The sequence below is a fragment of the Microbacterium sp. BH-3-3-3 genome (assembly GCF_007679045.1).
Taxonomy (GTDB): domain Bacteria; phylum Actinomycetota; class Actinomycetes; order Actinomycetales; family Microbacteriaceae; genus Microbacterium; species Microbacterium algihabitans.
On the sequence record NZ_VEFS01000001.1, the window covers coordinates 752,617 to 775,990 of the forward strand.

General features: G+C 70.3%; 22 protein-coding genes. 7 read left to right on the forward strand and 15 right to left on the reverse strand.

Translation table 11 applies throughout. From position 1 onward, the window contains the following. The first annotated feature begins 308 nt into the window (after positions 1–308). Positions 309–1,538: a non-homologous end-joining DNA ligase gene (gene ligD, locus FS769_RS03505; protein ID WP_144829435.1), complete on the forward strand. Its 1,230-nt coding sequence runs from the start codon at positions 309–311 to the stop codon at positions 1,536–1,538. Here the strand turns inward: ligD and FS769_RS03510 are convergent. Then, entirely contained in the window at positions 1,505–2,062 is a 558-nt protein-coding gene (locus FS769_RS03510; protein WP_144782683.1) for a TetR/AcrR family transcriptional regulator, read from the reverse strand. The two genes, ligD and FS769_RS03510, sit on opposite strands and share 34 nt — an antisense overlap. A gap of 69 nt (positions 2,063–2,131) precedes the next feature. Between FS769_RS03510 and FS769_RS03515 the strand changes: the two genes are divergently transcribed. Further along, on the forward strand, positions 2,132–2,845 hold the full coding sequence (locus FS769_RS03515) for an MBL fold metallo-hydrolase (protein ID WP_144829438.1): 714 nt from the start codon (positions 2,132–2,134) through the stop codon (positions 2,843–2,845). Positions 2,846–3,146: 301 nt separating this feature from the next. Here FS769_RS03515 and FS769_RS03520 read toward each other — a convergent pair whose 3' ends face one another. The 7 genes from FS769_RS03520 to guaB form a co-directional block, all read right to left on the reverse strand. Then, positions 3,147–4,514 (reverse strand): glycosyltransferase, encoded by a 1,368-nt coding sequence (locus tag FS769_RS03520; protein WP_260979687.1) that lies wholly within the window; start codon positions 4,512–4,514, stop codon positions 3,147–3,149. A gap of 676 nt (positions 4,515–5,190) precedes the next feature. Further along, positions 5,191–6,771 carry a glutamine-hydrolyzing GMP synthase gene (gene guaA, locus FS769_RS03525; RefSeq protein ID WP_144829443.1) on the reverse strand — a complete coding sequence of 527 codons (1,581 nt, stop codon included), beginning with the start codon at positions 6,769–6,771 and terminating at the stop codon, positions 5,191–5,193. After that, the gene (locus FS769_RS03530) at positions 6,768–7,289 is read right to left on the reverse strand and encodes a DUF3817 domain-containing protein (protein WP_144829446.1); all 522 of its coding nucleotides are present in this window, start codon (positions 7,287–7,289) and stop codon (positions 6,768–6,770) included. Before FS769_RS03530 ends, guaA begins: the two co-directional genes overlap by 4 nt. Before the next feature lie 10 nt (positions 7,290–7,299). After that, on the reverse strand, positions 7,300–8,193 hold the full coding sequence (locus FS769_RS03535) for an SURF1 family protein (RefSeq protein WP_144829449.1): 894 nt from the start codon (positions 8,191–8,193) through the stop codon (positions 7,300–7,302). A gap of 14 nt (positions 8,194–8,207) precedes the next feature. Further along, positions 8,208–9,323 carry a GuaB3 family IMP dehydrogenase-related protein gene (locus tag FS769_RS03540; protein ID WP_144831849.1) on the reverse strand — a complete coding sequence of 372 codons (1,116 nt, stop codon included), beginning with the start codon at positions 9,321–9,323 and terminating at the stop codon, positions 8,208–8,210. A gap of 15 nt (positions 9,324–9,338) precedes the next feature. Further along, a complete protein-coding gene (locus tag FS769_RS03545) occupies positions 9,339–10,025 on the reverse strand; it encodes a TMEM175 family protein (RefSeq protein WP_144829452.1) in 687 nt (228 codons plus the stop codon). Positions 10,026–10,102: 77 nt separating this feature from the next. Further along, entirely contained in the window at positions 10,103–11,605 is a 1,503-nt protein-coding gene (guaB, locus tag FS769_RS03550; RefSeq protein ID WP_144829455.1) for an IMP dehydrogenase, read from the reverse strand. Between the two features lie 302 nt (positions 11,606–11,907). On the opposite strand from guaB, the gene FS769_RS03555 reads away from it, so the two are divergent. From FS769_RS03555 to FS769_RS03570, 4 genes are read left to right on the forward strand one after another with little or no spacing between them, the layout of a single operon-like run. After that, positions 11,908–13,206 (forward strand): branched-chain amino acid ABC transporter permease, encoded by a 1,299-nt coding sequence (locus tag FS769_RS03555; protein ID WP_144829457.1) that lies wholly within the window; start codon positions 11,908–11,910, stop codon positions 13,204–13,206. Positions 13,207–13,217: 11 nt separating this feature from the next. Next, positions 13,218–14,198 (forward strand): branched-chain amino acid ABC transporter permease, encoded by a 981-nt coding sequence (locus FS769_RS03560; RefSeq protein WP_144829460.1) that lies wholly within the window; start codon positions 13,218–13,220, stop codon positions 14,196–14,198. Beyond that, a complete protein-coding gene (locus FS769_RS03565; protein WP_144829463.1) occupies positions 14,191–15,123 on the forward strand; it encodes an ABC transporter ATP-binding protein in 933 nt (310 codons plus the stop codon). The genes FS769_RS03560 and FS769_RS03565 overlap by 8 nt, the downstream gene beginning before the upstream one ends. Further along, the gene (locus tag FS769_RS03570) at positions 15,123–15,911 is read left to right on the forward strand and encodes an ABC transporter ATP-binding protein (protein ID WP_144829467.1); all 789 of its coding nucleotides are present in this window, start codon (positions 15,123–15,125) and stop codon (positions 15,909–15,911) included. The genes FS769_RS03565 and FS769_RS03570 overlap by 1 nt, the downstream gene beginning before the upstream one ends. A gap of 394 nt (positions 15,912–16,305) precedes the next feature. On the opposite strand, the gene FS769_RS03575 is transcribed toward FS769_RS03570, so the two are convergent. The 3 genes from FS769_RS03575 to groES all read right to left on the reverse strand — a co-directional run bounded on the left by FS769_RS03575 (position 16,306) and on the right by groES (position 19,260). Next, a complete protein-coding gene (locus tag FS769_RS03575; protein WP_144829470.1) occupies positions 16,306–17,592 on the reverse strand; it encodes an ABC transporter substrate-binding protein in 1,287 nt (428 codons plus the stop codon). Between the two features lie 292 nt (positions 17,593–17,884). Next, positions 17,885–18,826, reverse strand: a complete 942-nt coding sequence (gene rarD, locus FS769_RS03580; protein WP_144829473.1) for an EamA family transporter RarD — start codon at positions 18,824–18,826, stop codon at positions 17,885–17,887. A gap of 137 nt (positions 18,827–18,963) precedes the next feature. Then, positions 18,964–19,260, reverse strand: coding sequence for a co-chaperone GroES (gene groES, locus FS769_RS03585; protein WP_013583903.1), 297 nt, complete (start codon positions 19,258–19,260; stop codon positions 18,964–18,966). Between the two features lie 132 nt (positions 19,261–19,392). Between groES and FS769_RS03590 the strand changes: the two genes are divergently transcribed. Further along, positions 19,393–20,580, forward strand: coding sequence for a class I SAM-dependent methyltransferase (locus FS769_RS03590; protein WP_144829476.1), 1,188 nt, complete (start codon positions 19,393–19,395; stop codon positions 20,578–20,580). A gap of 21 nt (positions 20,581–20,601) precedes the next feature. On the opposite strand, the gene FS769_RS03595 is transcribed toward FS769_RS03590, so the two are convergent. Genes FS769_RS03595 through tsaB form a run of 4 tightly spaced genes read right to left on the reverse strand, consistent with a single transcriptional unit; the run spans position 20,602 to position 23,310 of the window. Beyond that, the gene (locus FS769_RS03595; RefSeq protein WP_144829479.1) at positions 20,602–21,003 is read right to left on the reverse strand and encodes a hypothetical protein; all 402 of its coding nucleotides are present in this window, start codon (positions 21,001–21,003) and stop codon (positions 20,602–20,604) included. Positions 21,004–21,050: 47 nt separating this feature from the next. Continuing rightward, on the reverse strand, positions 21,051–22,151 hold the full coding sequence (gene tsaD / locus FS769_RS03600) for a tRNA (adenosine(37)-N6)-threonylcarbamoyltransferase complex transferase subunit TsaD (RefSeq protein WP_186325405.1): 1,101 nt from the start codon (positions 22,149–22,151) through the stop codon (positions 21,051–21,053). Then, a complete protein-coding gene (gene rimI / locus FS769_RS03605) occupies positions 22,151–22,678 on the reverse strand; it encodes a ribosomal protein S18-alanine N-acetyltransferase (protein ID WP_144829485.1) in 528 nt (175 codons plus the stop codon). Before rimI ends, tsaD begins: the two co-directional genes overlap by 1 nt. Then, positions 22,678–23,310, reverse strand: coding sequence for a tRNA (adenosine(37)-N6)-threonylcarbamoyltransferase complex dimerization subunit type 1 TsaB (gene tsaB, locus FS769_RS03610; protein ID WP_144829488.1), 633 nt, complete (start codon positions 23,308–23,310; stop codon positions 22,678–22,680). Before tsaB ends, rimI begins: the two co-directional genes overlap by 1 nt. Between the last annotated feature and the right edge of the window lie 64 nt (positions 23,311–23,374).

Sequence of the window (23,374 nt, forward strand, 5' to 3'; positions counted from 1 at the left end):
GGCCGTCCCGTTTCGGGGCGGCCCTTCGTCGTGCGGGCCGCGCGCGCGAGCCCCGCGCGCGACGCTCCCGCACATGACGCCCCGCGCACCGGCCCTCCCCCCCCCCTGTTGAGTGTCCAAAACACGCCGCACGCCCGCGCGGGAAGCGGCGTGTCGTGGGCACTGAACGGCCCCTGCGCCACCCCGTGAGTGTCCAAGACCCCCCCCGATCTCGTCCGGGTTTCTTGGACCCTCTGCACCGCGCGACGCCCCCGCACGGCGCCCGCAAGGGGCTCGAACCCCGGATGCCGCGCCGCTAGCCTCGCGCCATGAGTCCCGCGAAGACGCCGCCCGAGATCCTCGACGTCGACGGCCACGAGGTCCGCGTCACGAGCCCCGACCGCGTCGTGTTCCCCGAGCCCGGTCTCACCAAGCTCGACCTCGTGCGGTACTACCTGTCCGTCGCCGAGGGCGCCCTCCGCGGAGCCGGTGGCCGCCCGATGGTGCTCAAGCGCTTCTCGAAGGGCCTCGATCAGGAGCCGTTCTTCCAGAAGCGCGTTCCCGAGAACCACCCTGACTTCATCGACACCGCGACCCTGCGCTACGCCTCGGGCACCTCGGCCGAAGAGACGGTGATCCGGGATGCCGCGGGGCTGGCGTGGGTCGTCAACCTCGGCTGCCTCGATCTGAACCCGCACCCCGTCCGCGCCGAAGACCTCGATCACCCCGACGAGTTGCGCGTCGACCTCGACCCGATGCCCGGCGTCGACTGGTCGCAGATCGTCGATGTCGCCTTCATCGCCCGCGACGTGCTCGAGGATCACGGTCTGGTCGGCTGGCCGAAGACGTCGGGCTCGCGCGGGCTCCACATCCTCGCGCGCATCCGCCCCGAGTGGGACTACGCCGACGTGCGTCTGGCCGCCGAGACCCTCGCCCGCGAGGTCGAGAACCGCGCCCCGGGCCTCGCGACCGCCCGCTGGTGGAAGGAGGAGCGCGGCGAGAGCGTCTTCGTCGACTTCAACCAGAACGCCAAGGACCGCACAGTCGCCTCGGCGTACTCGATCCGCGCGCTCCCCGATGCCCGCGTTTCGACTCCCCTCACGTGGGACGAGGTCCGAGATCGCCGCCCCGAGGAGTTCACCGTGCTCACGGTGCCCGAGCGCTTCCGCAGCATCGGTGACCCGCACGCGGGCATCGACGACGCGGCAGGCTCGCTCGACGCTCTCCTCGCCCTGGCGAAGGAACTCGGCCCCGCCGAGAAGCCCCCGCGGGGATCCGACGGTTCGGGCCGCCGGGCCTCGACCATGCCCCTCATCGAGGTCGCGCGCACCAAGACCAAGCCCGAGGCGCTCGACGCCCTCGAGACGTGGAAGCAGCGGCATCCAAAAGCGACGTCGCAACTCCACCCCGCCGACGTCCTCGTCGACGGCATGCGCGGGTCGAGCTCGCTCTGGTACCGCGTCCGCGTGAACCTGCAGCACGTTCCGGATGCCGACCGCCCGGCGCAGGAGGATTTGATCGCCGACTACGACCCCTGGGCCGGCCGCTCTGCCACCTGATCCTGCGTGAGCGAGGCGACCAGGTGGCGCCGCCCGTAGCGGTACGCCTCGTCGAGGTCGCCGCCGAGACGGAAGGCCCCGGCGAGCTCCATCGTCACGAACCCTGTCGCCCACGCGGTGAGCAGCCTCGCCGCTTCGAGCGCATGAGCCTCGCCCACGGCGACGGTGGTCGCGCGCAGCACCGGGGCGCTCGTGGCAGCGAGCCGGTCGGCATCCACCACCGTCGTGAACAGCAGACGGAACGCTTCGGGCCGGTCGCGCCCGAACGCGCGGAAGGCGACCAGGAGGTCGTCGAGGCCTCCGGATGCCGCCTCGAGCCGCTCCGTCAGGTCGTCGGCCGCGGCCGCACCGACGAGTCCGAGCAGGGCTTCGCGGTCGCGCACCCTCTTGTACAGCGAGGGAGCCTTGACCCCGACAGCTTGGGCCACGGCCTGCATCGTGACGGCGCTGGGCCCGCCCTTCTCGAGCAGTCCCGCGGCCGCGTCGACGATCTCGTCGAGCGACGTTCGTTCCGGTGTGGGCACGACCCCTCCTCATAGCTACGCTTATAAGCTATCATGGCTAACACTCGTAGCCATCCAGAAAGGCACCCCTTGAGACTCGCGCCATCGCTCCACCGCATCGGCAACGACATCGTCGCCTCGTACCTCGTCGTCGCCCCCGAGGGCATCACTCTCGTGGACGCCGGGCTCCCCGGAATGTACGCCGACCTGCTCCGGGAGCTGCAGAGCATCGGCCGGACGCCCGACGACATCCGCGGCGTCATCCTCACCCACGGCGACAGCGACCACGTCGGATTCGCCGAACGCCTCCGCCGCGAGCACGGCGTGCCCGTCTTCGTCCACGCAGCCGACGCCGACCGGGCGCGCGGCGGCGACAAGCCCAAGACCGCGATGGGTCCCTTCCGTCTCGGACCACTGCTGGGCTTCGCCGCCTTCGGCCTCCGCAAGGGCATGCGTCCGCAGTGGCTGACCGAGGTGCGCGAGGTCGCCGACGGCGAGACCCTCGACCTGCCCGGAAGCCCCCGCATCGTCGGCATGCCCGGCCACTCGCCGGGCAGCGTCGCGGTCTTCTCCCCCGCGGTTCGCGCCGTGTTCGTCGGCGACGCCCTCACGACCCGACACGTCCTGACCGGTCGCACCGGCCCCGGACCGGCGCCGTTCACCGACGACCCGGCCGAGGCCCTCGCCTCGCTCGATCGCATCGCGGCACTGGATGCCGACTGGGTGCTGCCCGGCCACGGCCCGGCATTCCGCGGTTCTCCGGCCGATGCGGCCGACGCGGTGCGGAAGGTCGCGCGGGGCTGACGCGGACGCCGGCGCGGCTCGGACCGTGTCGGCCTGAGCGGACGCTCCACCCTTCACCGACGACCCGGCCGAGGCGCTCGCCTCACCCGGTCACATCGGGGCGTGGACGCCGACGCGGCTCGGCCGGTGTCGGTCAGAGCGGACGCGCCGCCCTTCACCGACGGTCCGACCGAGGCGCTCGCCTCCTTGAATCGTGTCGCGGGCGTGGATGCCGACAGGGTGCGGCCCGGCGTACCGCGACTCTCCGGCCGATGCGGCGAACGCGGTAGAAAGGTCGAGCGGCTGTCGCGGTTGCCCGTCTTCAGCGCCGGCGCGGCCTGCCCAGCACCTCGCGTACGACCGCGGCGAGCGTGTGCATCGCGCGCGCCGGGCTCACGGCATCCGCCGCCTGCCGCGCCTCGGCCGCAAGACTCTCGCGCAGCCCGTCGACCGTGAGCACCCGCCGCAGCGCGTCGACCAGAGCGTCGTCGTCACCGTCCGGAACCAGGATGCCGCCACCCGACGCCAGCATGTCGCGCGGGCCGTAGCGGATGTCCCACGCGACCACGGGAGTGCCGTGCGCGAGGGCTTCCGCGAGCGCGAGCCCCTGCCCCTCGAAGCCGGAGGTCGTCAGGTACACCGCGGCGCGATCGAGCACCGCCCCCGGCTCGGTCGTGAGTCCCGGTAGCGAGACGGCGTGCGCGAGTCCGCGGTCGGCGACGAGCGCTTCGAGCGCACCCCGCTGAGCACCCTCGCCCCAAAGCTCGAGCCGGGCGTCCGGCACGTCATCGAGCACGCGGGCGAAGGCCTTGATCGCTCGATCCAGACGCTTACCCGGCGCGAGCCGCCCCAGCACCACGACGAGGCTGCGCTCCCGCTGCGACGCGGGCACGACGGCATCCGGAGCCTTCACCCCGTGCGGCGCGACCGCGTCGTTCGCGGCTGTGCCGAAGCGGGCGCGCACGTCGTCGCGCTGGTATGCGGTCGGCCACAGCACGGCGTCGAAACGCGGAGCGATCTCGAACCACCGCGTCCAGAGCGGGTTGAGGTCGGAGTCGGCCTGGAACGGCGGCTCGAGGTGGATCGTGTGCACGGTGTGCACGATCCGCACGGCGTCGTCACCCCAGCCCGCGATGAGCTCGCCGAGCTGCCGCGATTCGCAGATGACGACGAGGGGCCGGTCGTTCTCGGCGCAGAGCCGGCCGGCCAGGTGGGTCAGCCAGGCGCGGTACAGCGCCCCGAATCCGTCGATCACGCCGACGTTTTTACCCGCGGCATCCCGGATCACGATCGGCGCCGTCGTGAGGTGCCAGTCGGGGTCGATCACCACGGGGAGCTCGACCGCTCCCCCAGCCACGCCGCGGTACTCCAGTGCCGGATCGGCGTCACCGGGATGCGCCGCGTCGCGCACCCACTCTGCCGCGCCGCCCTGCGCGTCGACGGCCTCGTCGAAGAGGTTTCGGAAGATCCCGGATGCCGCAACCGCCCCCCGTTCGACGAAGGTCGCGCGCTGCGCGGAGTGGGCGTCGGCGTCACCGGGGTCGACGGTCAGCAGAAGGGTGTCCGCGCCGGCATCCGCCATCTGTCGCGCTCGCGAGAGGGTGGCGATCGTGTATCCGCCGTCGAGGTCGGGGATCAGCCGGCTCGACAGGATGAGGTACCACGCGTCGGGGAAGTCGCCGGAAGTCACGCCCCCATCCTCCCCCACCCGCCGCGCGGTCCGCGGCGCGCCGGAGCCGCGGGCGCCTCGTGGCTCATCGGGTCCCGGGCCCTGGCGTGCGCGGTCTGCGCGCGCCGGGGCTGCGGTTGCCGGCGTGCCCATCGGGTCCGGCGGGCGCGGTCTGCGGCGCACCGGAGCCGCGGGCGCCTCGTGGCTCATCGGGTCCCGGGCCCTGGCGTGCGCGGTTTGCGCGCGCCGGGGCTGCGGTCTGCCGGCGTGCCCATCGGGTCGCGGGCGGTGGCCCCGGGGCACCGCCCGTGCAGCCGCCGACGTCGCCGGGGCGCCGAACATGGCCCCGGGGCGCCAGACGTGGCCCCGGGGCCACGTCGTGACATGGTTTTGGGGCAGATTCCGTCGCCCGGGGCGCATTTTTCCCGCCCCAAACGAAAAATGCCGCCCCAAACCCGGCAACCGGGCGGGCGGAGCGCGAGCGCCGCCGCGCACGCAAGGCGAAGTGACACGCCCTCCCGAGTCAATCGGGGTAGGGGCCCCGCCACATACTTTCCGCGTCGAGACAGAGCGACGCCGGCGCCGGACGGCGAAGGAGCACCGCCTCCGGGTCGATCGGGGTAGGGGCCCCGCTCTCGACCCGAAGGCGGTGCCCCGGAGCCGGCCGACGACGTCGGCGCGGGCGCAGGCTAGACGCTCACTCCCACTCGATCGTCCCCGGCGGCTTCGACGTCACGTCGAGAACCACGCGGTTGACGTCGCGCACTTCGTTGGTGATGCGGTTCGAGATCTTCGACAGCACGTCGTAGGGCAGGCGCGTCCAGTCGGCGGTCATGGCGTCTTCGCTCGAGACGGGGCGCAGCACGATGGGGTGGCCGTAGGTGCGGCCGTCGCCCTGCACGCCGACCGAGCGTACGTCGGCGAGCAGCACGACGGGGCACTGCCAGATCTCGTTGTCGAGGCCCGCCTTGGTCAGCTCGGCGCGGGCGATGGCGTCGGCCTCACGCAGGATCTCGAGACGGTCAGCGGTGACCTCGCCCACGATGCGGATGCCAAGACCGGGCCCCGGAAAGGGCTGACGGCCGACGATGGCCTCGGGCAGGCCGAGTTCGCGGCCGATCGCGCGCACCTCGTCTTTGAAGAGGGTGCGCAGCGGCTCGACGAGCTCGAACTGCAGGTCTTCGGGCAGGCCGCCGACGTTGTGGTGGCTCTTGATGTTCGCCGTACCGGCGCCGCCACCGGACTCGACGACGTCGGGGTACAGGGTGCCCTGCACGAGGAAGCGCACCTGCTCGCCTTCGGCCTTGGCTTCGGCGACGAGGTCGGCCTGGACCTTCTCGAACGCGCGGATGAACTCGCGGCCGATGATCTTGCGCTTCTGCTCGGGATCGCTGACTCCGGCGAGGGCGTCGAGGAACGTCTCGCGCGCGTCGACGGTGATGAGCTTGACGCCGGTCGAGGCGACGTAGTCGTTCTCGACCTGCTCGCGCTCGCCCTTGCGCAGCAGTCCGTGGTCGACGAACACGGCGATGAGCTGGTCGCCGACGGCCTCGTGCACGAGGGCCGTCGAGACGGCGGAGTCGACTCCACCCGAGAGGGCCGAGATGACGCGGCTGGTGCCGACCTGCTGACGGATGCGCTCGACCTGTTCGGCGATGACGTTTCCGCTGTTCCAGTCGGCGGGGAGCCCTGCGGCCTTGTGGAGGAAGTTCTCGAGCACCTGCTGGCCGTGGTCGGAGTGCTTGACCTCGGGGTGCCACTGCACGCCGTACATGCGGCGGGCGTCGTTCGCGAACGCCGCGACGGGGGTGTGCGCCGTGCGGGCGAGCACCTCGAAGCCCTCGGGGGCGCGCGACACCTGGTCGCCGTGGCTCATCCAGACGTTCTGCTCGGCGGGCTGACCCTCGAGCAGAGTGCCCTCGGTGACGACAGTGGCATCCGTCGCCCCGTATTCGCGGAGGCCGGTGTTGGCGACCTCGCCGCCGAGCGCCTTGGCCATCACCTGGAAGCCGTAGCAGATGCCGAGCGTGGGCACGTCGAGGTCGAAGACGCCCGAGTCGAGGCTCGGGGCTCCTTCTTCGTACACCGACGAGGGGCCACCCGACAGGATGAGGCCGACGGGGTTCTTTGCCGCGATCTCGTCGGCGGTGGCGGTGTGCGGCACGATCTCGCTGTACACGCCCGCTTCGCGGACGCGGCGGGCGATCAACTGCGCGTACTGGGCGCCGAAGTCGACGACAAGGACGGGGCGCTGGGACGTTTCGGTCTGTTCGGTCACCGGTTGCCTTCCGGGGCGGGTACGGGAGCGGCGGCCTGGGCGGCTTCTCGCTCGGCGAGGTAGGCGCGCACGCGGCGGGCGGTGCGCACTTCGAGGATGAAGGACAGGAACGGCACGACGCCACCGAGGGCGAGGAACACGAACCGGCTGAAGGGCCACCGCATGAGGCTCCACACGCGGAAGCACGAGAACAGGTAGACGACGTAGAACCAGCCGTGGGCCACGAGGATCGCCAGCGAGACGTTCACTCCGTCGCCGGTCGAGAGGATGCTGCAGCCGTTACCGCCGGGCATGAAGAGCGAGAACCACTGGCAGTCGGGACCGGGCACGGCATCCGCGAACCACAGGAAGCCGCCGGATCCGCCGAGGAACAGCTCCACGTGAATGGGCGTGTACTTCAGGATCATCTCGGTGACCAGCAGCAGCAGGCCGATACCGGTGATGACGGAGCAGATCTGGTAGAACTTCAGGGCTCCGCGGATCGCCGGGAACGAGGCGAGCTTGGGGGCGCGGGGCATGGATGCCAGTCTAGTCGCGGCTTTCCGCGGCTCCTGCCGGACTGCTCGACGCGGAGCTTTCCGCGAGAGCCTCGGCCTGTTCGTCTTCGAGGTCTTCGACTTCTTTCTCCCACGCGTCACGCGCGAGGCGGTACCAGAGGTACAGCGCGAAGCCGGCGAAGATCGCCCATTCCGCCGCGTAGAAGATGTTGAGCCAGTTGACCCGGGAACGCTCGTCGGGCGCGGGCGAGGCGATGTCGTCGAGGGGACCGATCGCCGTCTGCGAGGCGACGTACTGCCGGTAGACGTCGAGGTCGGCGGTGTCGTGCCAGCGGCCGAGCAGCATGGCCGGCGACATCTTGACCAGCGTCTGCGGGTCGGCCCCGGCGGGCGGCACCGAGGGGCCTTCGTCGGAGATCAGGCGCCCGGTCACCTCGACGACGGCGGCGGGATTCGCCTCCGCGTCGGCCTCGAGCTGGGCGGCCGCGGCGTTCGCCTGGTCGAGGCTGCTCGTCCACCCGGTCGCCACGGCGATCGAGGTCGGCGTGACCGCACCCGCGACGCGGAGCTGGCCGGTCACCCAGTAGCCCTCGACGTCGTTGTTGTAGCGCGACGAGACGACGATGAAGTCGGATGCCACCCACGTGCCGCTCACCTCGACCCGCTGCCCCACGAGGGGTTCGGGGAGGTAGTCGCCCGGTTTGACGACGTCGGCGAGCGGTTGCACGACCTCGGTCAGTCCCGGCTCGGGCGGCGACGTGTCGACGGCACGACCCAGCTGCCACTGCCCGAGCCACGCGAGTACCCCCGCGACCACGAGCGAGAACGCCAGCAGCGCGATCCAGCGCGGGCGCAGCATGACCTCGCGCAGCGTCGGCGGAAAGATCTGCGGCGGCGCCGGCTCGGTCATGGGGGTGGAGGTCATGGGGCTTTCGGGGGTCAGTGCCCGTAGGGCGCGACGACGACCTCGACGCGCTGGAACTCCTTGAGGTCGGAGTACCCGGTGGTCGCCATCGACTTCTTGAGGGCGCCAATAAGGTTGGCGGTGCCGTCGGCGACGGGCGCGGGACCGTAGAGGACCTGCTCGAGCGGGCCCACGCGATCGACGGCGACGCGGCGTCCGCGCGGCAGCTTGGCGTGGTGCGCCTCGGGACCCCAGTGGAAACCGCGGCCGGGGGCATCGGTCGCTCGCGCGAGCGCGACACCGAGCATGACGGCATCCGCGCCCATGGCGAGAGCCTTCACGATGTCACCGGAGGTTCCGACCCCGCCGTCGGCGATGACGTGCACGTAGCGTCCGCCCGACTCGTCGAGGTAGTCGCGACGGGCGCCGGCGACGTCGGCGACCGCGGTGGCCATGGGCGCGTGCAGGCCCAGCGTGGCGCGCGTCGTCGAGGCCGCACCGCCGCCGAAGCCGACCAGCACGCCCGCGGCCCCCGTGCGCATGAGGTGCAAAGCGGCGGTGTAGGTCGCGGCGCCGCCGACGATCACGGGCACGTCGAGGTCGTAGATGAACTTCTTCAGGTTCAGGGGCTCGTCGACGCTCGAGACGTGCTCGGCCGATACCGTAGTGCCACGGATGACGAACAGGTCGACGCCGGCGGCGACGACGGTCTCGTACAGGTCGTTGGTGCGCTGCGGAGTGAGGGCACCCGCGACGGTCACGCCCGCAGCGCGCACCTCGGCGAGGCGGTCGCGCACGAGCTCGGTCTTGATGGGCTCGGAGTACAACTGCTGCATGCGCCGCGTGGCGTCGGCCTCGGGCAGCGTCGCGATCTCGGCCAGGAGCGGCTCGGGGTCGTCGTACCGCGTCCAGAGCCCCTCGAGGTCGAGGACGCCCAGGCCGCCGAGGCGCCCGAGCTCGATCGCGGTGCGCGGGCTGACCACGGAGTCCATCGGCGCACCGAGCACCGGGATCTCGAACGGGAACGCGTCGATGGTCCACGCGGTCGAGACGTCTTCGGGGTTGCGCGTGCGCCGCGACGGCACGACGGCGATGTCGTCGAAGGTGTACGCGCGGCGGGCGCGCTTGGCGCGGCCGAGATCGATCTCCATGGTCACCCGACCAGCCTACCCGCGCCCTCCGACATCGCCGTCGGCCGCGTCGGACTGCGCAGCAGACGCAGAGGGCGGACTCAGCGGATCGTCCGAGCCCCGCAGCAGGCGGGTGAGCAGGCCGTCGAAGGCGAACAGCACGAAGCCGATCGAGCCGAGCAGCGGGCTCAGCAGCATCGCCGCCGCGCTGAGGATGACCGCGCTGAGGCTCGCGCGACCCAGTCGCCGCGCGTCGTCCCGCGTCAGATCGGCGATCGCCCCCGAGCGCACGGCCCACGCCCACTGCAGCCAGCCCATGACGATCGCGAGGAAGAAGTTGACGGGGAGCAGGACGCGACCGAGAAGGAGGTCGGAGTGGGTGGTGTCCAGCGACGAGGTGAACGGCACGAGCACGACCAGCAGCAACCGGATGTTGTTGATCCACATGCCGGTGTCGTCGATTCGCACGATCCACTCGAACTGGCGCACGTGGGTCATCCACATCACGCACAGGATGAGGAAGCTGATGACGAACGAGAACAGCGGGTGGGCGAGATCGAGCAGACCCCGAGCCAACGCGTCGTCCGTGGTGGGCGACCCCAGCGACTGATCGGTCAGCCCCAGCACGAGCAACGTGGCCGCGATCGCGAAGACGCCGTCGGTGAACGCCTCGGTCCGCCGCGCCGACATCGACGCCGCCGGGTGGCTGCGCCGTCGGATCATGCGCACAGCGTAGCCGCGCACGTCCCTCGGAGACCACAATGGGCCGGGCTATCGGTCCGGCCCTTCGTGCGACGCGATTACTTCTTGTAGTTCGGCGCCTCGACGACGATCTGCACGTCGTGCGGGTGCGACTCCTTGAGTCCCGCCGAGGTGATGCGGACGAACTTGCCCTTGGTCTTGAGCTCCTCGACGGTGCGCGCGCCGACGTAGAACATCGACTGACGCAGTCCGCCGATCAGCTGGTAGGCCACGGCCGCGACGGGTCCGCGGTAGGGCACCTGACCCTCGATGCCCTCGGGGATCAGCTTGTCGTCGCTCGGCACGTCCGCCTGGAAGTAGCGGTCCTTCGAGTACGAGGTCTTCTTGCCGCGCGTCTGCAGGGCACCGAGCGAGCCCATCCCGCGGTACTGCTTGAACTGCTTGCCGCCCTGGAAGACGATCTCGCCCGGCGACTCGTCGGTTCCCGCGAGGAGCGAGCCGAGCATCACGGTGTCGGCGCCGGCCACGAGGGCCTTGGCGATGTCGCCCGAATACTGCAGCCCGCCGTCGGCGATCACGGGCACGCCCGCGGGGATCGCCGCCTTCGCGGCTTCGTAGATCGCGGTCACCTGGGGGACACCGACGCCCGCGACGACGCGGGTGGTGCAGATGGAGCCCGGGCCGACGCCCACCTTCACGGCGTCGACGCCCGCGTCGATGAGCGCCTGGGCGCCCTCGCGCGTGGCGACGTTGCCGCCGATGACGTCGATGTGGTCGAACGTCGGATCGGCCTTGACGCGCCGCACGATGTCGATCACGCCCGCCGACTGACCGTTGGCGGTGTCGACGACAAGCACGTCGACGCCCGCGTCGCGGAGCGCCTCGGCACGCTGCCAGGCGTCGCCGAAGAAGCCGATCGCCGCGCCGACGCGCAGGCGTCCCTGCTCGTCCTTGGTGGCGAGGGGGTACTTCTCGCTCTTGTCGAAGTCCTTGATGGTGATGAGACCGGCGAGCTTGCCCTCGTCGTCGACGAGCGGCAGCTTCTCGACGCGGTGCTTGGCGAAGGTCGCGATGACGTCGTTGGCGTGGATGCCGACGTGCCCGGTGATCAGACCGTCCTTGGTCATCACGTCCTTGACCTTGGTGGTCTGGCGCTCGAAGCCCGAGACGAAGCGCATGTCGCGGTTGGTGATGATGCCGACCAGCACGCCGTCGGGGTCGACCACCGGCAGGCCCGAGATGCGGTACTGCGCGCACATCGCGTCGACCTCGGCGACCGTGGCATCCGGGTTCGTGGTGATGGGGTTCGAGACCATGCCCGACTCGCTGCGCTTGACCTGGTCGACGATGCCGGCCTGATCCTCGATCGAGAGGTTGCGGTGCACGATGCCGATGCCGCCCTGGCGCGCGATCGCGATCGCCATGCGCGCTTCGGTGACGGTGTCCATCGCGCTCGAGAGAAGAGGCGTCGCGACCGTGATGCGGCGCGACAGACGCGACGACGTATCGGCCTCGCTCGGGATGACGTCGGTGTGCCCCGGCAGGAGCAACACGTCGTCATAGGTCAGTCCGATGAAACCGAAGGGGTCGTGCTGCTCCATGGATCCTCCTGCGCGCGCGGCGCCTGCTCTGTTCGGGACGACGTCGGCCGGAACGCGTGCGAAGCGCTCCGTCTCAAAGTGTAAGCGTCGAAGGGGTCCGTGACATTCCCGGACGTTCGTCCGCCGTGCGCAGCCGCGACGACACGGTTCGCTAACGACTCGTCACTGGAAACACGCGCGACACATTACGCTCGTAGCGTCGACCGTCGAAGCTGACGGGACGACTTCGTCAGCGCTGCCGAACTGGAGACTCCGTGGGTCATTCCTCCCCCACCGCGATACGATCGCGATCCCTATCCCGCATGGCTGTGATCGTCTCGCTCCTCGCGAGTGCGATCGCCGTTCTGAGCCTGCTCCTCGCCTCACCGGCGAGCGCGCAGACGACGCCCGCCCCGACTCCGGCCGCCTCGGCCGGCACCGGCGACGTGTCCACTCAGTACTCGGTGGGCGGCATCATCCGCTCCGGCGACGAGCCACTCGAGGGGGTTCAGGTCACCGTCGAAGGCTCGGGCTTCAGCGAGGTCGGCACCACCGGCGCCGACGGGCGCTGGTCGGTCTCGGTCCCGGGGCCGGGCGCGTACACCGCGCAGCTGCAGGTCGACACCCTTCCCGACGGAGTCGCCCCGCGCGACCCCGACAACATCACCCGCGACGTGACGATCGGCACGACCAACACGGTCAACGTGCTGTTCCCCACGGGTGAGGGCACGGCCGCGACGGCCACGATCTGGGACACGCTTTTCTCGCGGTTCTTCTACGGCCTGAACTTCGGCCTGCTGCTGGCGCTCGCCGCGATCGGCATCTCGCTCATCTTCGGCACCACCGGCGTGAACAACTTCGCCCACGGCGAGATGCTCACCTTCGGCGCGATCATCTTCTACGTGTTCACGGCCATGGGCTGGAACATCATCCTGGCGATCCTGCTCACCGTCGCCCTCTCGGCGGCTCTCGGGTGGACACAGGATGCCGTGCTCTTCAAACCCCTGCGAAAGCGCGGGGTGGGGTTGGTACAGGTGCTCATCGTCACGATCGGTCTGTCGATCGTGCTGCGCTACCTGTACCTGTACTTCTTCGACGGCGGCACGCGCAACATCGACACCGGCATCACCGACAACGTGACCATCGGACCCGTCACGGTGACCCTGACCTCGATCATCAGCATGGGCGTCAGCATCGTGATGCTGGCCTTCGTCGCCTACTTCCTCACGCGCACCCGCATCGGCAAGGCCACGCGCGCCGTGAGCGACAACGCCTCGCTCGCCGCGGCATCCGGCATCAACGTCGACCGCGTGATCCGCATCGTGTGGGTGCTGGCGGGAGCGCTGACCGGTCTCTCGGGCGTGCTGTACGGCCTCTACCGCGGCGTCACCTGGGACATGGGTTTCGCGATCCTGCTCCTGCTGTTCGCCGCCGTCACCCTGGGTGGCCTCGGCAGCGCGTTCGGCGCTCTCGTGGGCTCGCTCATCATCGGCATCATCACGGAACTTTCCACCATCGTCATCCCTCCCGACCTTCGGTATGCGGTGGCCCTGATCGTGCTCATCGGCGTGCTGCTGTTCCGGCCGCAAGGTGTGCTCGGTCGTAAAGAGCGGATCGGTTGAGGAACGACGACATGGACTGGCTTTCGATCATCAACAACGCCGCGGGCGAGCTCATCAGCCCGACCACCGCGGCCTACGCCCTCGCCGCCATCGGCCTGAGCGTCCACTTCGGCTACGCGGGCCTGCTCAACTTCGGCCAGGCCGGCTTCATGGCGGTCGGCGCGTACGCCTTCGCCATCGCGACCCTGTCGTTCTCGGCCCCCGTGTGGCTCGCGATCCTCCTCGCCATCGTCGCCTCGGTGGTGTTCGCCTTCATCCTCGGCATCCCGACGCTGCGTCTGCGCGCCGACTACCTCGCCATCGTCACCATCGCCGCGGCGGAGATCGTGCGGTACGTGGTCTCGACCGTCGGCCTGACGGACATCACCGGCGGCTCGCAGGGCCTCAACGGCTACAACCGCGAATTCCAGGCGATGAACCCGCTCCCGGCGGGCACCTACGGCATCGGCCCCTGGACCTACTCGGCGAACGACTGGTGGGTGCGCCTGTTCGGCTGGCTGCTCGTCATCCTCGCGACGATCCTCGTATACGTGCTCATGCGCAGCCCCTGGGGCCGCGTGGTCAAGGGCATCCGCGAAGACGAAGACGCCGTGCGCAGCCTCGGCAAGAACGTCTACTCCTACAAGATGCAGGCGCTCGTGCTCGGCGGCGTGATGGGCGGCCTGGCGGGAGTGGTGTTCATCCTCCCCCGCGCGGTGCAGCCCGGTAACTACGGAACGGCGCTGACGTTCTTCATCTGGACCGCCCTCCTGCTGGGTGGGGCCGCGACCCTGCTCGGACCCATCGTCGGCGCGATGCTCTTCTGGGTGCTGCTCTCGCTGTCGAACGGCATCATCGTGGGTCTGCGCGACGTCGGCATCCTGGGCTTCATGTCCTCCACCCAGACGGGTCAGGTGCGCTTCATCCTCGTCGGCATCGGTTTGATGCTGCTCGTGATCTTCCGGCCGCAGGGCATCTTCGGCAACAAGAAGGAGCTGTCGTTCAATGTCTGACACGACCGTCACCCACCCGCTCGTCAAGGGCGAGGTCGGCCCCGGCTGCGCGAAGGTCGACCCGATCGTCGTCGCCGACAGCGTCACCCGCCAGTTCGGCGGCCTCAAAGCCGTCGACGTCGATCACCTCGAGATCCCGCGCGGTCAGATCACCGCCCTGATCGGTCCCAACGGCGCCGGTAAGACCACGCTCTTCAACCTGCTGACCGGTTTCGACAAGCCCAACACCGGGCGCTGGAGCTTCGAGGGGTCGAACCTCGCCGGCGTCGCCGCATTCAAGGTGTCGCGCAAGGGAATGGTGCGCACCTTCCAGCTCACCAAGTCGCTGGGCCGCCTGTCGGTGCTGCAGAACATGCTGCTCGGAGCCCGCGGGCAGAAGGGCGAGAACATCTTCCGCGCCCTGATCCCCGGCATCTGGAAGTCGCAGGAGACCGAGAACACCGAGCGCGCCGACGACCTGCTGCGCCGCTTCAAGCTCGACGCCAAGCGCGAGGACTTCGCCGCGTCGCTCTCGGGTGGTCAGCGCAAGCTCCTCGAGATGGCGCGGGCGCTCATGAGCGACCCGAAGCTCGTCATGCTCGACGAGCCGATGGCCGGCGTCAACCCGGCGCTCACGCAGAGCCTGCTGGGTCACATCCTCGACCTGAAGAAGGAGGGCATGAGCGTGCTCTTCGTCGAGCACGACATGCACATGGTGCGCCACATCTCCGACTGGGTCATCGTCATGGCCGAGGGCCGGGTCGTGGCCGAGGGTCCGCCCGAGACCGTGATGAGCGATCAGGCAGTGATCGATGCCTACCTGGGCGCACACCACGACACCGACCTCGGTGACATGACCACCTCGCAGCTCGAGACCATCCAGGCCGAAGCTGCCGCCGAGGCGGAGGCGGAGCTCACCGCCGATGAGAAGGACGGGAAGCTCTGATGTCTCAGACCGCCACCGACACGCGCACGCCCGTGCTGCGCACCGACGACCTGGTCGCCGGATACCTCCCGGGCGTCAACATCCTCAACGGGTGCACCGTCGACGCCTACCAGGGCGATCTGATCGGCATCATCGGCCCCAATGGCGCCGGCAAGTCGACGCTGCTGAAGGCCATCTTCGGCCAGGTCAAGATCCGTTCGGGCTCCGTTCTGCTCAACGGTGACGACATCACCGCGCTCAAGGCCGACAAGCTCGTCGGCAAGGGCGTCGGCATGGTGCCGCAGAACAACAACGTGTTCCCGAGCCTCTCGATCGAGGAGAACCTGCAGATGGGGCTCTTCCAGCGCCCCAAGGTGTTCGCGGAGCGCTTCGAGTTCGTGACCGGCCTGTTCCCCGAGCTGGCCAAGCGCCGCCGTCAGCGCGCGGGCTCGCTCTCGGGCGGTGAGCGGCAGATGGTCGCCATGGGCCGCGCGCTCATGATGGACCCCTCGGTGCTGCTGCTCGACGAGCCGTCCGCCGGCCTCTCCCCTGTGCGTCAGGACGAGACGTTCCTGCGCGTCGCAGAGATCAACCGCGCGGGCGTGACGATCATCATGGTCGAGCAGAACGCGCGCCGCTGCCTGCAGATCTGCCACCGGGCGTACGTGCTCGACCAGGGCAAGGATGCGTACACGGGCGGTGGCCGCGAGCTGCTCAACGATCCCCGCGTCATCGAGCTGTACCTCGGCACCCTGGCGGCCGATGAGGACGCCAAGCGCGACAGCGGCAAGAACCCCCACGCCGAGTAACTCCGGCTCTTCAGTGCCCCGCGGCTCCGGCCGCGGGGCACTCGTGGTTCCGGGACGTGGATCGCGACGAGGGGCGGCCTCGGGCCACGAGCGCCCGCGTGGACCGTGCGCCGGTACGCGCTCTGTGAGCTGTCGGGATGGCGTGAGTGGTCCTGGTCCGCCCGGGGACCCGCCCGTTCCGCCTGTGAGGCGCACAGAGCCGGGACGGGCATCCCGGCGCGTCCTCCGCACGCGCTGCGCGCACGGGAGCCGTCGACCCGCTCTCGACCGGCACCGCGAACACCGCACCGCGACCCCGCAACGCGAACGCCGCCGCCCGCAACCCGAACGCCGCCCCCGGCAATGCGAAGAGGCCCGGATCCTCACGGATCCGGGCCTCTCGTACGAACTCAGGTCACTCGTTGAGCGAACCGAACTCCGTGTTCAGCAGGGTGTACTTGTTGTCGGCACCGTACTGGTAGATGCCGATGTACGCCTCGGTCGGGTCACCGTTGCCGTCGAAGGTGATCGGGCCCGAGACACCGTCGTAGTCGATGTCGGTGCCGGCGTTGATCAGCTTGAGGCAGTCGGCGAAGGTCGTGCACTTCTCGCCGTCCTCGGAGACCGACTGCATGTTGTCGCGGATCGCGGTACCCGAGTCGTCCTTGGCCTGCGCCGCGGCGAGGGCCGCGACGATGACGGCGTCGTACGACTCCGGCGCGTAGCTGTAGTCGGTCAGCGCGGGGTCGACTTCCTTCAGGCGGTCCTGGAAGGAAGTGTCGGCCGGGTTGCCGGGCAGCGTGCCCTTGGCGCCCTGCAGCGTGCCGGCGGGGAACTCGTACGAGTTCGACAGGTTGCCGTCGACGAAGTAGACCTTCGACGCCGGGTAGCCCTGCGTGCTGACGAGCTGCGGGATGATCGACGAGGTCTCCTCGAAGGCGATGACCGCGACGGCGTCGGGCTTGGCCGCGAGCAGCTGGTCGACCTGCGAGGTGAACACGGTGTCACCCGGGTTGTAGGGAACGGCGACCGAGACCTCGCCACCGGCGGCCTCGACGGCCTTGGTCGCGTTGTCCTTGAGGCCGATGCCGTACGGGTCGTTGATGTAGATGATGCCGATGTTGGCGGCACCGTCTCCGGTCATCAGGTTTCCGAGCACGCGGCCCTGCAGCACGTCGGAGGGCGCGGTGCGCCAGTAGTACCCGTCGTCGGCGTAGGTCGTGAAGTCGGGCGAGGTGTTGGCCGGCGAGATCTGCACGACACCCGCGTTGACCAGCTGGTCGACGAACGTGAACGACACACCCGACGAGGCGGCACCGATGACGACATCGGCGCCCGCGTCGACGAGCTCGGTGGCCGACTGCGTGGCGATGTCGGTGGTGGTGTCACCCGAGTCGCGCTCGGTCAGCTCGGTCTTGAAGGGGAAGTCGCCGCCGGTGGCCTCGATGTCCTTGATGGCGAGCTTGACACCCGCGACCTCGGGCGGGCCGAGGAAGGCGAGGTTACCGGTGGCGGGCAGGATCGTGCCGACGTGGAACGTGCCGTCGGCGGTCGAGGTTGCCCCGCCGCCGGACGATGCGCTGGGCGCTGCGGCTTCGCTGCCGCCGCCACCAGAGCATCCAGCGAGGACGAGCGCGCTGGCGCCGACCAGGGCGATACCGCCGAGGACCTTCGCGGTGCGCGTACGCGTGAAGACGTTCATAGGGCTCCTTGCTGTGAATGAACGTTCGGCGACCCTTTGGGCCGCCTGGTGTCCCCAAACCTAATCGGCCGCGCATTTTCCGCGTGTTGCCGTTCGTTAACGATGTGGGTCGAAGCGGTCACGGCCGCATAACGGTTGGCATCGCGCGTTGACGGAGCCCCTCATCGCACCTACCCGACGGGACCGATTACGAAGAAGGAGCCGATTCGAGAAGCGCGATCCCGCGGGGTGCTCACACTCTGGCAGACCCCCGCCGCCGACGTCTGTAGACCGAACGGGGGACGCGGGGCGCTCAGACGGGTTCGACGACGTCGGCGACCACTCGGCGGTTGCGCCGCGACGCGATGACGGAGTCGACGCTGAGCATCGCCAGGGCGATCCACACGAGGGCGAAGCCGATCCACCGCTCGATGGTCATCGGCTCACCGAGCACCCACACGCCGATCGCGAACTGGATGATCGGCGCCACGAACTGCAGCAGTCCGATCACCGTCAGCGGCACGCGCCGCGCGCCCGAGGCGAACAGCAGCAGGGGCACGGCGGTGACGGCGCCGGCGAGCAGCAGGAGCACGGTGTGCAGCACGCCCGCGGTGCCGAGGGTGATGCCCGTGAGGTTCGCCACGAAGAACAGTTGGATCACGGCGACCGGCAACAGCCACATCGACTCGAGGGTCAGCCCGCTGACGGCGTCGACCGCCGGCCCGATCTGCTTCTTCACGAGACCGTAGAAGCCGAACGAGAACGCCAGCGTCAGGGCGATCCAGGGGAAGGCGCCGTAGCCGATGACGATCACCGCGACGGCGACGACGGCCAGGCCGATCGCGATCCACGGGATCACGCGCAGCCGCTCGCGCAGAACGATGACCCCCAGCAGCACGGTGACGATCGGGTTGATGAAGTAACCGAGGCTCGTCTCGATCACGTGCCCGGTCAGCGCCCCGAACAGATACGTCTGCCAGTTCACGTAGATCAGCACGCCGGCCAGCGCCGTGAGCGCCATCAGCCGCGGCTGGCGCACGATCGCGAGGAACGCCTTCCAGGTGCGCAGCACCGTGAGCAGCAGGAGGCAGAACACGAACGCCAGGATGATCCGCCACGCGACGACCTCGAACGGGCCGGTGGGGGCGAGCTGCAGGAAGTAGATGGGCAGGACGCCCCACAGCAGATAGGCGGAGAAGGCGTAGAGCACTCCGCGGTTGCTCCCGCCGGTGGATGCGGGGGCGGCGGGGGTCACCGATTCAGCCTACGCGGCGCGAGGAGAGGCCGAGCGACGCCGGTGCACTCTTTCCTGCCAGAGGCCCCGGCCGATCCCGGGAACGACGAAGACCCCGGATGCCGTGGCATCCGGGGTCTTCGGAGGATCTCACTCGATCAGCGGACGACGACCGCCAGCACGTCGCGAGCCGAGAGCACGAGGTACTCTTCGGCGCCGAACTTGACCTCGGTGCCGCCGTACTTGCTGTAGAGCACGCGGTCGCCGACGGCGACGTCGAGGGGGACACGGTTGCCGTTGTCGTCGATGCGGCCGGGGCCGACGGCGACGACTTCGCCCTCCTGCGGCTTCTCCTTGGCGGTGTCGGGGATGACGAGACCACTCGCGGTGGTCTGCTCAGCCTCGACCTGCTTGATGACGATGCGGTCCTCGAGCGGCTTGATGGAAACCGACACGGTCTACCTCTTCTTTCTCGTTACAGAAGACTTGTCAGCACTCACGCGGGGAGAGTGCTAATCCGAGTGTAGAGAAGCGTTGGCACTCACGCAACGCGAGTGCCAACACGGCCGCCCGCCTAGGCTGAATCGGTGGACACCAGCGAGCTGACCGCCCTGCTCACGCCCGAGGGCCTGCGCCTCCTCGACGAGGCCGGACCCATCGCCTCGACCGACGACGCCGCCCGCACGGTGTCGCGCCTGCGCGCCGCGGGTCACTCCCCCGACCTCGTCTCGGCGGTCGTCGGGCAGGCACGGCTGCGGGTCAAGGCGGCGACGAAGTTCGGCCCGTTCGCCGAACGCATGCTCTTCACCCGCGCAGGCCTCGAGCAGGCGACACGTTTGTCGATCGCGGCCCGCCACGCCGGCCGCTTTCGCGCCGCCCGCATCGACAGCGTCGCCGACCTCGGCTGCGGGATCGGCGGCGACGCCCTCGGGATGGCGGGCATCGGCGTCCGCGTGCACGCCGTCGACGCCGACGAGGTCACCGCGGCGATCGCGGCGTACAACCTCGCTCCGTTCGGCGATGCGGCCTCTGTCACCCACGCGCGCGCGGAAGACGTCGACCTCAGCGGGACGGATGCCGTGTGGCTCGACCCCGCGCGACGCACGGCGGGCCATTCCGAGACGCGCCAGGTGTCGGCCGCCGAGTGGTCGCCCTCTCTCGAGTGGGTGTTCGAGCTGCTGAAGACGAAACCGGGCGGAGTGAAGCTCGGGCCGGGCTTCGACCGCGCCCAGATCCCCGACGACCTCGAGGCGCAGTGGATCAGCGCCGACGGCTCGACCATCGAGCTCGTGCTCTGGTCGGGCTCCCTCGCCCGCGAAGGCGTGCGGCGCGCCGCCCTCGTCGTGCGCGGGAGCGACGCGTGGGAGCTCACGGCGCCCGCCGACACCCCCGACGTCGAGGTGCGCGAGCTCGGCGCTTTCGTGCACGAACCCGACGGCGCCGTCATCCGCGCGCGCCTCATCGGCGAGGTCGCCCGAGCGCTGGATGCCGGGATGCTGGCGCCCGGCATCGCCTACCTCACCTCCGATGCGGCGCTGACGAGTCCGTTCGTGTCGTCGTTCCGCGTGCGGGAGCAGCTGCCCGCCGACCCCAAGAAGCTCGCGCAGGCGCTTCGCGCGCGCGGCATCGGCACCCTCGAGATCAAGAAGCGCGGCGTCGACGTCGACCCGGCGGTGCTGCGCAAGAAGCTGTCGCTGCGCGGCGACGAGTCGGCGACGCTGATCCTCACCCGCGTGGGCTCGAAGCGCCTCGCCCTGCTGGCCGACCGCGTGTGACGGCAGACGCGCTCCTGCGCGTCAGACCACGGCGAGCTGCGAGAAGCCCCAGATGAGCCATCCGGCGCTGAGGACGATCGACAGCAGCGAGAGGCACAGCGACCAGACCCCCACCCGGGTGCTGTCGTGGGGTCGCCGCAGCGAGATGATCGACAGGATCACCGCGACGGCGCCCAGCGGCAGCAGCCAGCCGGTGAAGAACGAGGCGACGAGCGCGAGGATCGCCGCCGCGAGCGCCCCCGGTGCGAGCGACAGCGGGGTCGGCGGTGCGGGCGGCACGTAGGGGATCAGGTGATCGCCGAAGGCGGCCATCTCGAGCTGGGCGGTCGGCAGTCGCTCGGGGTCGTCGTCGGCCGGGGCGGCAGCAGACCGCGACGCCTGCGCGGCGAGACGGGCGGCGTCCGACGGGTCGAGAGAAGGCACGGGCGGGGCGTCCTTGCGGGCGCGTCGCGTGGGCGGTGTGGGCTCGCTCACGGGGCGCTGCCCGAGGGGAGCATCGGAGCCACGGCATCCGGGTCTTCGTCCACCTGGATCTCGGTCACCGGGAGCGTCGAGTCGGCCCCGAAGGCGAGCGTCGAGGGGCGGCGACCCGACGAGATCAGTTCGGCGGCGAGCGCCGCGATCATCGCACCGTTGTCGGTGCACAGTCGCAGGGGCGGAATGCGCACCGCGACGCCCGCGGCCGCCGCCCGCTCGAGGGCGACGTCGCGCAGGCGCTTGTTGGCGATCACTCCCCCGCCCAGCAGCAGACGCGGCACCTCGAATCGCGCGCACGCGTCGAGGGCCTTCGTGACGAGCACGTCGACGACGGCCTCGCGGAACGACGCCGCGACGTCCGACACCGGCACCGGCTGACCGGCAGCCTCGTGCTGCTCCACCCACCGGGCGACGGCGGTCTTGAGCCCCGAGAACGAGAAGTCGTAGCGGTGCGCGGCCATGTCGGAGGCCCGCGAGAGGCCCCGGGGGAAGCGGATCGCCGTGGGATCGCCGTCGGCGGCCGCCCGGTCGATCTCGGGTCCGCCGGGGTAGGGCAGCTTCAGCAACCGGGCGACCTTGTCGAAGGCCTCGCCCGCGGCGTCGTCCATCGTCTCGCCCAGCAGTTCGACGTCGCTGGTGAGGTCGCGGACGAGCAGCAGCGAGGTATGACCGCCGCTCACCAGCAGCGCGACGGTCGGATATTCGAGCTCGGCCGCGTCGGCGTCGAGGATGTCGGCGGCGATGTGACCGACCAGGTGGTTCACCGCGTACAGCGGCTTGTCGAGCGCGACCGCGAGGCCCTTTGCCGCTCCGACGCCGACCATCAGCGCGCCGGCGAGACCCGGGCCGCTGGTCACGGCCACGGCGTCGAGATCGGCCAGGGTCACGCCGGCCTCGGCGAGCGCGGCGTCGATCGAGGGCTGCAGCGCCTCGAGGTGGGCGCGCGCGGCGACCTCGGGCACGACGCCGCCGTAGCGCGCGTGCTCGTCCATGCTCGACGCGATGGTGTTGCTGAGCAGCTGCCGACCGCGCACGATCCCGATGCCGGTCTCGTCGCAGCTGGTCTCGATGCCGAGTACGAGGGGCGCGTCCATCAGCACCATCCCTTTCCGCTGGTGGTGGTGGGTGTCTCGGAGATCCCGGATGCCGGCGCCTGCGCACGCCGCGCGGTCCAGCCCCGCAGGTCGAGCTGCATCACGATCGCGTCGACGTCGTCGGGCTGGTAGTACCGCGGTCGTCGTCCGACCTCGACGAAGCCCTCGGAGAGGTACAGCCTCTGCGCGACCGGGTTGTCGGCGCGCACCTCGAGGAACACGTCGTGCACCTCGCGCCGCGCGGCTTCGTCGAGCAGGGCGGCGAGAAGGGCACGGCCCCGCCCCCGACCCCGCGCGGACTCGGAGATCGTGATCGTCTGGATGTCGGCATCCCGAGCCCCGCGCACCGCGCGCAGGCCCGCGTAGCCGACGAGACTCCCGGCCTCTTCGACGACGACGTACCAGCCGTGCGGCGAGGCCAGCTCTTCGCGCATCATGGCCGGGCTCCAGGCGTCGGTCGGGAACGACGCGTGCTCGAGCGCCATGATCGCGTCGAGGTCGGCGGCGGTCGCCACCCGCGTCGACATCAGCTGACCCGCTTCGGCGCGTGGGCGGCGACGACGTCGGGGCTGCGCAGGTACAGCGGCTCGGGGCCGGCGAGCGTGCGATCGGCGTCGAGAGCGCGCGCTGCGGCGAGCGCGATCATCGCGGCCGACACGCTCGTGGCGTCGTGGCGGCGTGCCCCGTGCTCCTCGAGGCGCGCGTCGAGGTCGTCGCGAGGGCTGAGAGCCGCCTCGGTCACGCGCACGGGCAGTCCGTCGTCGTCGAGCCCGTCGTAGACGCTGTAGGCGAATTCTCTGCGGCGGGCGTCGGTCACGACGGCGAAGCGGCCGGTCTCGGTACCGGTCAGGGCGTCGGCGAGCAGGACGCCGAGCGCGACGCCGTCGTGGCTCGGCACGGCGACCAGCGGCACGCCGCGACCAAGCGCATAGACCCGAGCGGTGGCGATGCCCACGCGCAGCCCGGTGAAGGGCCCCGGTCCCATGCCGATCGCGACATGCGTCGGCGCGGGAGCTGCGGTGGTGGCGCGTCGCAGCAGGTCGCCGATCACCTCGGCGTGCCCGAGAGGGTTGCTGCTCTGCTCCTCGGCGAGGATCTCGCCGTCGCGAGCGATGGCCGCGACAGCGGTGCCGAGCGAGGTGTCGATGCCGATGATCACGGTTCCAGGGTAGTCGGCGCCTCCGACACGGCATCCGGGACCGCCTCCGCTCCGAAGAAGGGAC

What these genes read in the sequence shown, in the direction of transcription:
- guaB (WP_144829455.1), bottom strand. Translation starts at nt 11,605, where the DNA reads ATGGAGCAGCACGACCCCTTCGGTTTCATCGGACTGACCTATGACGAC.
- FS769_RS03575 (WP_144829470.1), bottom strand. Translation starts at nt 17,592, where the DNA reads ATGAACGTCTTCACGCGTACGCGCACCGCGAAGGTCCTCGGCGGTATC.
- FS769_RS03530 (WP_144829446.1), bottom strand. Translation starts at nt 7,289, where the DNA reads ATGCCCCGCGCCCCCAAGCTCGCCTCGTTCCCGGCGATCCGCGGAGCC.
- FS769_RS03555 (WP_144829457.1), top strand. Translation starts at nt 11,908, where the DNA reads ATGGCTGTGATCGTCTCGCTCCTCGCGAGTGCGATCGCCGTTCTGAGC.
- FS769_RS03540 (WP_144831849.1), bottom strand. Translation starts at nt 9,323, where the DNA reads ATGGAGATCGATCTCGGCCGCGCCAAGCGCGCCCGCCGCGCGTACACC.
- FS769_RS03565 (WP_144829463.1), top strand. Translation starts at nt 14,191, where the DNA reads ATGTCTGACACGACCGTCACCCACCCGCTCGTCAAGGGCGAGGTCGGC.
- FS769_RS03570 (WP_144829467.1), top strand. Translation starts at nt 15,123, where the DNA reads ATGTCTCAGACCGCCACCGACACGCGCACGCCCGTGCTGCGCACCGAC.
- FS769_RS03545 (WP_144829452.1), bottom strand. Translation starts at nt 10,025, where the DNA reads ATGATCCGACGGCGCAGCCACCCGGCGGCGTCGATGTCGGCGCGGCGG.
- rimI (WP_144829485.1), bottom strand. Translation starts at nt 22,678, where the DNA reads ATGTCGACGCGGGTGGCGACCGCCGCCGACCTCGACGCGATCATGGCG.
- ligD (WP_144829435.1), top strand. Translation starts at nt 309, where the DNA reads ATGAGTCCCGCGAAGACGCCGCCCGAGATCCTCGACGTCGACGGCCAC.
- FS769_RS03560 (WP_144829460.1), top strand. Translation starts at nt 13,218, where the DNA reads ATGGACTGGCTTTCGATCATCAACAACGCCGCGGGCGAGCTCATCAGC.
- tsaD (WP_186325405.1), bottom strand. Translation starts at nt 22,151, where the DNA reads ATGGACGCGCCCCTCGTACTCGGCATCGAGACCAGCTGCGACGAGACC.
- FS769_RS03535 (WP_144829449.1), bottom strand. Translation starts at nt 8,193, where the DNA reads ATGACCTCCACCCCCATGACCGAGCCGGCGCCGCCGCAGATCTTTCCG.